At 40.6% G+C, this 11,671-nt stretch carries 12 protein-coding genes and 1 riboswitch; of the genes, 8 read left to right on the top strand and 4 right to left on the bottom strand.

The genetic code is table 11. From position 1 onward, the window contains the following. Positions 1-428: 428 nt before the first annotated feature. The 6 genes from HDE70_RS02450 to HDE70_RS02475 all read left to right on the top strand — a co-directional run bounded on the left by HDE70_RS02450 (position 429) and on the right by HDE70_RS02475 (position 6,616). Positions 429-1,010, top strand: coding sequence for a hypothetical protein (locus HDE70_RS02450; RefSeq protein ID WP_183887854.1), 582 nt, complete (start codon positions 429-431; stop codon positions 1,008-1,010). 57 nt (positions 1,011-1,067) lie between these two features. Next, complete coding sequence (locus tag HDE70_RS02455; protein ID WP_183867618.1) at positions 1,068-2,420, top strand: Gfo/Idh/MocA family protein; 1,353 nt, start codon at positions 1,068-1,070, stop codon at positions 2,418-2,420. Positions 2,421-2,525: 105 nt separating this feature from the next. Further along, positions 2,526-2,590, top strand: a riboswitch (Fluoride riboswitch). A gap of 49 nt (positions 2,591-2,639) precedes the next feature. Continuing rightward, positions 2,640-3,986, top strand: a complete 1,347-nt coding sequence (locus tag HDE70_RS02460) for a voltage-gated chloride channel family protein (protein ID WP_183887856.1) — start codon at positions 2,640-2,642, stop codon at positions 3,984-3,986. A 144-nt stretch (positions 3,987-4,130) separates the two neighbouring features. Next, positions 4,131-5,207 (top strand): c-type cytochrome, encoded by a 1,077-nt coding sequence (locus HDE70_RS02465; RefSeq protein ID WP_183887858.1) that lies wholly within the window; start codon positions 4,131-4,133, stop codon positions 5,205-5,207. Between the two features lie 3 nt (positions 5,208-5,210). Beyond that, on the top strand, positions 5,211-5,666 hold the full coding sequence (locus HDE70_RS02470; RefSeq protein ID WP_183867615.1) for a DsrE family protein: 456 nt from the start codon (positions 5,211-5,213) through the stop codon (positions 5,664-5,666). A gap of 8 nt (positions 5,667-5,674) precedes the next feature. Continuing rightward, entirely contained in the window at positions 5,675-6,616 is a 942-nt protein-coding gene (locus HDE70_RS02475) for a molybdate ABC transporter substrate-binding protein (RefSeq protein ID WP_260159880.1), read from the top strand. 83 nt (positions 6,617-6,699) lie between these two features. Here HDE70_RS02475 and HDE70_RS02480 read toward each other — a convergent pair whose 3' ends face one another. The 4 genes from HDE70_RS02480 to HDE70_RS02495 all read right to left on the bottom strand — a co-directional run bounded on the left by HDE70_RS02480 (position 6,700) and on the right by HDE70_RS02495 (position 9,419). Then, entirely contained in the window at positions 6,700-6,975 is a 276-nt protein-coding gene (locus HDE70_RS02480; protein ID WP_183867614.1) for a hypothetical protein, read from the bottom strand. Positions 6,976-6,978: 3 nt separating this feature from the next. Continuing rightward, a complete protein-coding gene (locus HDE70_RS02485; protein ID WP_183887860.1) occupies positions 6,979-7,581 on the bottom strand; it encodes a sigma-70 family RNA polymerase sigma factor in 603 nt (200 codons plus the stop codon). Positions 7,582-7,664: 83 nt separating this feature from the next. Continuing rightward, positions 7,665-8,009 (bottom strand): helix-turn-helix domain-containing protein, encoded by a 345-nt coding sequence (locus HDE70_RS02490; RefSeq protein WP_260159881.1) that lies wholly within the window; start codon positions 8,007-8,009, stop codon positions 7,665-7,667. A 162-nt stretch (positions 8,010-8,171) separates the two neighbouring features. Then, positions 8,172-9,419: a PAS domain S-box protein gene (locus HDE70_RS02495; RefSeq protein WP_183887862.1), complete on the bottom strand. Its 1,248-nt coding sequence runs from the start codon at positions 9,417-9,419 to the stop codon at positions 8,172-8,174. 240 nt (positions 9,420-9,659) lie between these two features. Between HDE70_RS02495 and HDE70_RS02500 the strand changes: the two genes are divergently transcribed. Together HDE70_RS02500 and HDE70_RS02505 are read left to right on the top strand one after the other, a co-directional pair. Continuing rightward, positions 9,660-10,256: an RNA polymerase sigma factor gene (locus HDE70_RS02500; RefSeq protein ID WP_183867611.1), complete on the top strand. Its 597-nt coding sequence runs from the start codon at positions 9,660-9,662 to the stop codon at positions 10,254-10,256. 89 nt (positions 10,257-10,345) lie between these two features. After that, entirely contained in the window at positions 10,346-11,551 is a 1,206-nt protein-coding gene (locus tag HDE70_RS02505) for a FecR family protein (protein ID WP_183867610.1), read from the top strand. Positions 11,552-11,671: the final 120 nt, after the last annotated feature.

Consider the following 11,671-nt stretch of genomic DNA (forward strand, 5'->3'; position numbering starts at 1 on the left):
ATCCTTTGAAAAGATAATTCCGATAGCTTTTTCAGAAGGAATGATTGAAGGTATAAAGCAATCAGGGTGTGTGTCGAATTTGAAAGAACCTAAATCCACGCAAACGTTTGATACGTTTCGTTGATACGTCTGGTAGGCAAAAACAAAAAAAACGGGAAAACCTGCTGTATTTTTACCTGATTTGTGCCATAGAGATGCAATTCTGAGAAAAAAATATTTTTTTGAGCCTGAAGTCTGATTTTTAGCCCGGGTTTTCTTATAAAACGATTTTTGCAAAATGTAAAGCAGGTACACAAACCTCCTGTTTGTATTAAGGCAAACGTTTGCGTGATAATTATGAGCTGCCGCTTCATACCTTGGTAGGAAAATTTATACCTTGTAATCCTAAACAAACGGGTTTAACGCCAGAATAAACCAGCTAACCAAAAATGGACAGGAGAGAAATCTTTAATATTCTTTTTAAAGGAGGGGCCGTAAATGAGCCCATTGTTTCAGCACCAGATCCGGTGCTGGAAACGCCTGCGCATTTAAAAACTGAACAAGCTATACCAGTTTGGAAGCAGTGGACAGAATTACCTGTGTCTGGCAATTTTAAACTGGAGTTTTCTACAGCTTATGCTTTTACGATTACCCTGGACTTAAATTATCCTGCGAAAGCAGTAAATCCTGAACAGATTTTAAGTTTGGGTATTCAGCAAGGTCAGGCAGCTAATATTCAAACAGGAATTAATAAGCATGGCTATCTTTTTATGAATAACCTGGCTGATTCCAGGCTGATTCCTATGGATAAACTATTGACCGGTGTGCAGCTGGTTTTGACCATGAACCCTCTTGGACATGGAATGAGCTTCGCCAAGTTGAAAATCATGGACAGCGCCGGGCTTACGCTTGCTACTTTAAAATCAATGCAATATACCACTACAGACTGGGCAGGAGAGATGACTTTATCTGCTGCTTCTTTTAATTTGCTGCGTATCGAAGGACTGAACGAAGCAGAGCCCGGACAATAAGATCAGACACAATCGAAATAATAATATAGCTAACCAATTATCTGAACTAAAAAAATTATGAACAGACGAGAATTTGTAACCTCAACAACGCTTACTGCTGCTGCACTAACGATCCTGCCGGAAAAATCACTTTTTGCCAATTATGCAGGAGAGAAAGTTAAAATTGCAATGATGGGCGTCGGTCTGCGCGGGCAAAATCACCTTGCTTTACTTTTAAAAAGGGAAGACGTTGAAGTAGTTGCTATCTGTGATGTGGATTCAAGAATGCTGGACATGGCCAAAGCGATGATTACCAAAAGCGGAAAGCCAATGCCTAAGATCTTCACCGGTGATAACAATGCCTGGAAAAAAATGCTTCAGCTAAAGGATTTGAAAAGCGTGTTAATTGCTACCCCATGGGAGTGGCATAAACCAATGATTATCGGATCTCTTGAAGCGGGTATAAAATATGTAGCGACCGAAGTGATCCTGGGGATTACCCTGCAAGATCACTGGGACGTTGTGCATGCTGCCGAAAAACATGAGGCACATGTAATGATGCTGGAAAATGTTTGTTACAGAAGAGACGTACTTGCGGTTTTAAACATGGTCAGACAAGGTGTTTTTGGAGAAATCCTTCACTTGCAAGGTGGTTATCAGCATGATTTGAGAGAGGTGAAATTTAATGACGGGATTAAACCTTATGGCGGTGGCGTAGAGTTTAATGAAAAGGGCTTCTCAGAAGCCAGGTGGAGAACAAATCACTCTGTACATCGCAATGGCGAGTTATATCCAACACATGGTATCGGCCCGGTTGCACAGTGTATCAATATCAACAGAGGAAATAAATTCCTTAAATTAAACTCCTTTGCTACGAAATCCAGAGGTCTGCATAAATATGTAGTGGACAAGGGCGGAGAGAGCCACCCGAATGCAAAAGTCAATTTCAGACTGGGTGATATTGTCACAACCACAATTGACTGTGCAAATGGAGAGACGATCATTCTTCAGCACGACACGAATTCTCCAAGACCATATTCTTTAGGTTTCCGCGTACAGGGAACCAATGGCTTATGGATGGACATTAACGAAAGTGTATATGTAGAAGGTGTAAGCAAGCCACATCAGTGGGACAGTGCAAAAGAGTGGTTAGAGAAATATGATCACCCACTTTGGAAAAAATACGGTGATGATGCAAAAGGAGCAGGTCATGGTGGAATGGATTTCTTTGTTTTACATGCCTTTATTGAATCTGTGAAACGTGGAATACCTACACCACTGGATGTTTATGATGCAGCAGCATGGAGTGCAATTACGCCTTTAAGTGAGCAGTCTATAGAACTAGGTAATGAAACTATCGATTTCCCTGATTTTACCGGAGGGCAATGGATGACAAGAAAACCAGTTTTCGCTTTAAATGACGATTACTAAATAAGATTACACACCCAATTGACCAATAATAGACCGGCCACCCTTTGTGTGGCCGGTCTTGTTTAGCACTGATTAATTTGTAATTGTTCAGGACATTCCTATATTTGTTTACACGGAAATGGTGTCTTCCGACTTAACCGCCCTAAAAAGCTGATGGCGCCTGCAAAATTAAGTTGATGAACAATCCCGTTCATTGGCATAAACGATTTGTAGGTATATATGAAAACTTTAAACCATCTGTTCCGCTGGACACTTTTAATTCTTCCTGTTGCAATTACTATTGGAACTGTCGTTGCTTTTTTTCTCTGGTTACTCTCTGCTGTTATACATTTACGATTTGAGTACAAATGGCTGCTGTTTTTATTGCCGGTAGCAGGGGTAGTGATCCATTTAATTTATCAGTCTGTGGGTAAATCTTCTGAAAGAGGAAATAACCTGATTATGGATGAAATCCATGAACCCGGTGGTGGCGTACCCTGGCCTATGGCCCCGGTCATTCTGATCACAACTATCATCACCCATCTTTTTGGAGGTTCGGCTGGCAGAGAAGGTACAGCTGTACAAATTGGAGGAAGTATTGCCGCAATTTTTGGGAAATGGTTTAAATTAAATGAGCAGGATACCAAAATGGTGTTAACTGCCGGGATTGCTGCCGGGTTTGGAGCAGTCTTTGGAACCCCGCTGACCGGGGCAATTTTTGCTTTGGAAGTGCTGACTTTAAGAAGAATTAAATATGATGCCCTGTTTCCGGCTTTGATAGCCAGTGTGATTGCTGATCTTACCGTTGCTGCCTGGCAAGTTCACCATACCGCTTACCATATTGCTGTTATACCTAAAACCGCTTACTTTTTATCGGATTATCTGCCAATTGATCTTTTCCTGGTGAGTAAAGTCATTGCAGCATCGATTGCATTTGGACTGGCCAGTTACTTGTTCTCTTTTGCTATTCACGGAGTTAAGAAGGTCTTTTCCAGGGTTTTTACCATAAGCTGGTTTATTCCGATAGCGGGTGGACTTATCATTATTGGCCTGACTTTCCTGCTTGGCAAACCTGATTACTTAAGTTTGGGTGTCGATGCCGAATATCCGGGAGCAATCACTATTCCGTCTGCATTTACTCAGGGTGGCGCTGATACCTGGAGCTGGCTCTGGAAAACAGTTTATACCACTTTGACTTTGGGTACTGGATTTAAAGGGGGAGAGGTTACACCTTTATTTTATATCGGTGCAACACTGGGGAATACAATGTCCGGATTGCTGCATGCTCCGGTAAGTTTATTTGCAGCCCTTGGCTTTATCGCAGTTTTTGCAGGAGCCACCAATACGCCACTAGCCTGTACAATGATGGGAATTGAATTATTTGGCAGCGAGTATACCTTGTTTTTTGCGGTCGCTTGTTTTACTGCTTATCTCTTTAGCGGTCATGCTGGTATTTACAGTGCACAAAGAACTGCTGTTCCAAAAATACTGGATGATTCCCATTCCATTCAATCCGCAAACAGGCTGAAAAATAATTATTTAGCTCAGAAAATGTCGAGGTATAAAATCCGTTTAAGACAAAAGTAACAAAGTCAATATAGAATGTATTTTGTTCGGTTTAGCAAGCTATTATAGCGATATTACTTCAAGTTATCTGTGATAACTTTTTGTGCTTATGAACGCTGCTTTGTTAACCTCACCTTTGATATAGAAAGAAATCTCTGTAAAGCTATGTCAAAAACTAACCTGGATGAAACCGAAAAAATATTGGTGCATAATGCGCGCTCCGCTGTAGTAATTGCCTTACTTTTTATAGTTTGCAGTTCAATTTTGCTCAGTGTATTTTTAGGGAATAATCAGGCGCCGGAGCATTCATCAGTAGCGCAGCAATTGGCAGGGGCGCAGAAGGATCCTGAAAAAACATCAGCTGCTGCGGTAGCGAATCCTGTTTCAGCTCAATTCTGGAAAGCTCCTGACGAAAACACAATCCCGGCAGGTAAGGCAGGAGAAATGATCAGGTACGGAAAAGACCTCATCGTGAATACAGCTAAATACTTTGGCCCGGGTGGTTCTGTTGCCGCAATTACCAATGGTATGAATTGTCAGAACTGTCATTTGCAGGGTGGAACAAAGATATTTGCGAATAACTATGCGGTCTTTTTTAGTAGTTATCCTAAAAAAAGTAACCGTTCAGGCCGGGTTGTTCCTGCTTCAAACCGGATTGCTGAATGTTTTGAACGAAGTTTGGCTGGAAAAGTCCCTGACCCTTCCGGCAAAGAAGTACAGGCTATACTTGCCTATTTAAAATGGGTTGGGGCGGCGAAGAAAACGCAGGTTTTCGGTGCTGGTTACCAACGGATCAAATATCTGGACAGAGCTGCTGATCCATTGAAAGGCAAGGTTTTATATACATCAAAATGTGCTTCCTGTCATGGACAGCATGGTGAAGGCGTACTGGCAGCCGGCAATCAATCCTATACCTATCCGCCATTGTGGGGAGAACACAGTTATAATGATGCGGCGGGAATGCACAGGCTAAGTAATTTCGCAGGTTTTGTAAAGAACAATATGCCTTTTGGAGTAACTTACCAAAACCCGCAATTAACTGATGAAGAATCCTGGGATCTGGCTGCTTTTGTAAACTCCCAACCCCGGAAGCATAAAGATCAACATCAGGATTACCCTGATTTAGCGACAAAACCAATCGATTCCCCATTTGGGCCATACGGGGATCAATTTGCAATGGAACAACATAAATACGGCCCTTTTAAACCTATAGCTGATTATTATAAATCCAATAAAAAATAAGATATGAACACAAAGATTATTATTTGCAGCCTGCTTTTGATGGTGGCTGGGGTGACTACAAGTTTTGCGCAAACAAAACCACAAGATTTTACCGGGGCTAAGGCTACTTTGAAAAATTATAAAGCGCTGTATATTTTGAATAGCGGAGACGAGAAGAAAATGACCGGTACACTTAGAAATATGAAGAACGCATTGGACGATCCGCGTCTTAAAGGGAAATTAGAGTTAGAACTGATTGTTTTTGGAGATGGAGTAGCAGTATACGATAAGAATGGGATATTTGAGAAAACCTTAAAAGAGCTGCAAGCCAGAGGGGTATTACTCGCGCAATGTGAAAATACGCTCAGAGAAAGACATATTGATAAAAGTACACTGTTTGATTTTATCAGTTTTGTACCCAGTGGTAATGGGGAAATCATTATCCGTGAACAACAGGGCTGGGCAGTTGTACACCCATAAATCAGCAGATGATGAAGATTTTAAACCTAAGATTTTTAATACTGGTGGCTATTATACAGGTTTCAGCCCTGATGCTATTTTCAGATAATGCTGCTGCACAAGCATACCGTTTTGACCCGCCATGGAATACGCCTCCCGAAAGCGAAGTCCAGTTCACTGTTCCCGGTGTCGATAATGTACCCGATTTGTTTGGTGATATCAATGATCCACAGCTTGTTGTTTTCTTTGCCGGGAACCAGTTTATGGTGATTGACGAGCTCATTGCTGCTTTTAAAACAGCACATCCTCAATATCAGCGTGTATTTGCAGAAACACTTCCTCCGGGAATCCTGGCTAAGCAGATCGCTACAGGAAGTATCGTAATCGGAAACCTGCGGATTACGCTAAAACCTGATGTCTATACTGCCGGGAAAAACAGGATTGATCAGACGCCGGAATGGTTTAGTAAAACTGCTTTATATGCAAGAAACAAACTGGCTATTATGGTGCAAAAAGGGAATCCTAAAAACGTGAAAGGGCTTAAGGATTTAGGCCAGAAAGAGTTACGGATCAGTATGCCTAATCCTGACTTTGAAGGTATAGGAAAACGAATAGAGGAAGCTTATGTTAAAGCAGGGGGGGCACAGCTGAAAACTACGGTGATGGAAACTAAATTGAAAGCTCAAACTACTTATCTGACTCAAATTCATCATCGCCAGTCTCCGATGCGTATTTTATATAATCAAAGTGATGCAGCACCGCTTTGGTATAGTGAGGCCCATTATCAGAAAATGATAGGTCACCCGGTGGAGATGATTGAAATTTCTGAGCAGGAAAATATTCATGCACAATACATTGCAGGACAATTAAAGAATGCCCCTCATCCGGCTGCGGCCAACGATTTTATGGACTTTCTGGTCAGTGCAGAAGCGAATGCTATCTATAAGAAATTTGGATTTGATTTACCTTAACCGGTAACGAAGCCTCAATAAAAAAGCTGCCTCAACTTGAATTGAAGGCAGCTTTTAGGATGACTTATAGTAAGCTCCGGATTTTAATTTTCATTCAATTTCTCTTCAATACGCTCCTGAAGCTTTTTCTTGTAGTCGTCATCCAGTCTGATTTCCCGGTCTGCTGCCGAATGAAAAAGCTCATAGACCATCTTATTTATTCCGATACTCTGTTTTTGAAATAGTCTGCAAAAAGAACAGCCAGTCAGGTGAATGCGTAATTCTACCCTTTCTTTAAAAGTCAACGCAGTAAGTTGCTTCTTCTCAATCAAAAAAGTGGCTTTTCTGCAATTGTATATGATATCTTTTAGCTCATTCATAGTTTAAATCCAATTTTTCTGGAGACAAGCTCTCAGGTTAAGTTTAGCGCGGTGAATAATCACCCAGAAATTTGAGGGTGTGACTTTCAGCGCCTCACAAATCAAATCAGCAGGCTCATCATCCATATGTTTCATGGTGAATACCGATAACCATAATGCAGGAAGTTTCTGCATGCACATTTGTAAAATAGATTTCAGCTCCTTATTCATTAAAGGATCATTGGTTTCTATGCCAAATGCTTCTGGGCGGTGTGCTTTATTCCAATGTCCATCATAGGGATCGAAAAAATCCTGATCCTGTTGTTCTGTGTCTAAACTACTAGTGTTTTTCCCTAACCCTGATGATTTTTTACGATAAACATCGATCACCTTATTCTTTAATATAGCAGTAAGCCAGGTTCGCTCAGAACTCCTTCCTTCAAACCTGTCAATACGCTCAAGCGCGGCTAAAAATGTTTCCTGAACAAGATCCCGGGCTTGCTCTTCTTCACTAATCCGGGTAATTGCATAGTTAAACAGATAATCTGCATGATTTTCTACCCAATGATGCGGGGTAAGAACATGCGGTTCTGCCTGTGGTATTTCTTTGCTTTCAGCTATAGACATTGGATGATATAAAATACAATAGTCGTGTTTTTCAGATATTCCTTACAAAGTATTTTAAAAAAAAAATAATAAAATGAAAGCGATTACAACAGGTCTTTCCTGCAAACCTCATAAAGATCAATCAGTTTTTTTTGCAGTTGCGTAATTTCATCTTCTCTCAGCATGAGTTTTGCCCTGATTGCCCCTGCTTCCTGGTATTCTGCTGAAGGCATATATTGTTCATCTGTGGAAAGAAGTTCCATCAGGGTGACCTCAAATATTTCAGCGATCTGCATCAGTCTGCTCATATTAATATCAGTCATACCAGTTTCAATTTTGGAAACTGCGGGAACAGAAAGCTTAAGTTTCTCTGCCAGAATACTTTGATTCCAGCGCTTTTGCTGCCGGAGGTATTGGATTTTTTTGCTTATAATCTGCATTTCTATCATGGTGTGTTTTTTAATATTCCCTCTGAATTAACAAAGTAGAGATAATAGATTATTTCTAATAAAACAAAGTTGAATAGTAAAAGGAAAGGTACAAATTATTTAAAGAAATATATAATAAGTTAAATATGATTTTAGGAAAACGAGAGTTAAATTAAATGTCTGCTAGCTTTCGGGATTAAGATCCTGCAACGAATCATTTATTTTAATAATAATCTCATCGAGTTCAACCGCAGATTTTTCCAGCAGCTGCAATAGTTCTGCCTGCGCTTGCGGGATGTCCGGATCAGTATTCAGCAGCTTAGTCAAACCCAGTATATTACTTAATGGGCGGCGAATTTCATGGGAGTTATTCCAGGCGATTTCTTTTAACATGCTATTTTTATGCAATAAGCGTTTCTCATAGTCTTTTCTGACTGTAATATCCCTTAAAGCGCCTACCATCTTTTCTGTCTTCCCCTGCCCGTCCAGCAGGATAAAAGCCTGGTTGGAAACCTCTTTGTAAATGCCATCCGCACATAAAAACCGGTACTCACAGCGCCAGGAATTGCTTAATTGCTTAAAGGCCAGTTCCATAGAACTAACTAAGCGGTTTTTATCTTCAGGATGTATTTTATCCAGTACCCACTCCCCGGAATCCTCCCGGGCATCAGCCGTATATCCAAAGATTTCTGAAAAACCATTCATCCACTGCATACGATCCGTATAAGGACAATACTCCCAGATCACATCATTGGTTACACTGGTTACTGTTTCGTAGGTGTTTAATAATTCCTTAATTTTTTCTTCTGCTTTGATATGCTGCTCCACATCTATAGCAATCACTGTATAAGCCGGTTTACCCTCATAAACAGTACTATGGTGTGAAATTAGCTGATGAAACAGCATTCCGTTTTTTTTCTGGTGCAGCCATATACCAGTTTCAGACCCTTCATCATGTTTCGTTGACAGGTAATCGTTGAGCCTGGAACTTTCTTCCAGAGGCCTGATGTCCATAACTGTCATTTCCATTAACTCCTTTTCGGTGTATCCATATTTACGGATCATCACATTATTTACTTTCAAAAACTGAAAATTGGTCTTGTCGAACACATAAATGACCGCTGGTGAACCTTCAAAAAGCTGCTTATAATTTTTTTCTACGGTAGTCAGACTGGCGCGGTACATTTCTATCAGCAGAAATAAGATGGCTGCGGAAACAAACAGGAAAAAGATATTTTTATAAGTATACAGCCAGCTGAAGTCCTCGCCGGGAGAAAGCTCGTTTATATTGTCTATCCATCTGGCTCCCATAATCAGCCAGACCCCTCCCAGAACCAGATAAATCAGAACTATAAGAACTGTACGTTTACGCATGAACTGATAAAGGTAAGCCATTCTGCTTAAAAGCGATTTGTTTAAACTAAGTTTCATTTATCTTTAAAAGTATTTATTTGAACTTCAATTTAATTAAAATCAAGTTAAAACCGCCTTTTACTCTATTTTACGGGTTTAATGATGCTAAAACAATTTTAAATTACTGCAAGATTAATTTGTATACCGGATGCCAGATTGCAGGCACTGGCTTTTTTATCAGGTCATCGCTAAAGAATGATAAAAATTATACATAATATTGATTTGACATTAAAATGAAAATTATTCTGATAAAAGCGGATGTACACAGAAAGACCATACAAAAATGTATTGGAAAGTGAACTGTTAGTTCAGGTTGCCGCCGGAGATCAGAAAGCTTTCGCAGAATTATTTGAACGTTACCAGGCGCTGGTCTATGATTTTTCCAGCAGGCTCACCCGTTCAAAAATTCAGGCAGAAGAGATTGTCCAGAATGTATTTATCAGGATCTGGCTCAAAAGGGCACACCTGGTTAATGTTGAAAACTTTGGTGCTTACCTGAACCGTGCAACCAGAAATCATAGTTATACCGCTCTTAAGAAAATAGCAGCACAGACCCTGCGCGAAGTAGAACTTACCGGGCAGGTGATTACCGGGGGCACTGATGCTGAACACTTACTCTTATATAACGATTCGGCTAAAATATTAAAAACTGCCGTTGATTCACTTCCACCACAGCGTAAATTAGTCTATGAATTATGCCATGAACAAGGACTTAAATACGAAGAGGCTGCCGCAAAACTAAATATATCTCCAGGCACTGTTCATACCCATATGAAATTGGCACTCAAAGCTATCAGGGAACATTTTAAGTATATGGACGCCCTGTTGATCGTCCTGATGCTGATGAAAAAATAAGCCCCGTTTCCCACAAAAATAATTTATTCTCCAACTGATTACCCCGGTTACAATTTTGGTGAGTCAATAGAACAAAGACAGCTCAATTTATGGCAGTTGCGCAAGCAAAATTAAAATTCTTATTCGATCAGTACATGAACGGCTCCGCTTCTGAAAAACAGGAGCAGGAGTTTATGGGTATAGTCAATAGTGAGCAGCAGAAAGAAGCCCTGCTTGATTTAATGGACCGTTACCTGGAAAGTGAAACTTTTTCACAGGGACTTTCCGCAACACAGAAAACCAGCATTCTCGAAGTCGTTTTTCACCCTGTTGTCACCAGGAAAGTATTTCCTTTATGGACAAAAATAGTGGCTGCTGCCATGCTCCTGATTCTGCTGTCAATTGGTACTTATTTCATTAAAAATCAGGGTAAAGCAGTTACCTATAGTCAATATACCGGGGAATTGGCTCCTGGAGGTAACAAAGCCACGCTAACCTTAGCTGATGGCACAAAATTATCACTGACGGATGCTGCAAACGGAAAGGTTGCTGAACAGGCCGGTGTGAATATCCGCAAAACCGCAGCCGGACAATTGTTATATGAACTCAAAGAAACCGCAATATCCAAACTGCAAACCAAAGCAGGCCCGCTTTACAACACTATTTCTACGCCCGCAGGTGGTCAGTACCAGGTCATTTTGCCCGATGGAACAAAGGTCTGGCTAAATGCCGAATCTTCTTTAAAATACCCGTCATCTTTTGCTGGTTTAAAGCAGCGCAGAGTAGAATTGAAAGGAGAGGCTTATTTTGAAGTCAGTAAATTAAACGTTCAGGCTAAACATATTCCATTTATTGTGGCCAGCAGAAATCAGGAAGTAGAAGTGCTGGGGACTCATTTTAATATCAATAGCTATGAAAATGAAGGTGTCAGCGCAACCACTTTATTAGAAGGCCTGGTCAAAGTAAGCCGCCCGGCTGTATTTGAACAAATCATTTCTCCTGGCGAGCAGGCTTTAGCCGGGCAGGATATCCAGGTAATCCAGGTTGATCCGCTAAATGCTATAGCCTGGAAAAACGGACTTTTTAAATTTGAGAAAGCAAATATCTATACCATCATGAAACAGTTTTCCAGGTGGTATAATGTAGATGTCGCTTACGAAGGTAAAATCCCTGATAATAAATTTACAGGCGAAGTTTACCGGAATATGGACGCCTCCAAAGCATTGCGGATTCTGAGCTATGCAAAAATAAATTTCAGAGTAGAAATCCCTGATCAGGCTTACGCCAGAAAAAAAATAATAATCACCTCTAATTAGCATAAACCCTACGCTGGCCTGAACCGCCAGTGTTAATAACAATAATCCATTTATCTAACCAAATTAAACTTATGAGCATGATGACACACCTACCTTGATGTAGCTACGCTACCGGGGTGG

It is taken from the genome of Pedobacter cryoconitis (genome assembly GCF_014200595.1).
Taxonomy (GTDB): Bacteria; Bacteroidota; Bacteroidia; order Sphingobacteriales; family Sphingobacteriaceae; genus Pedobacter; species Pedobacter cryoconitis_C.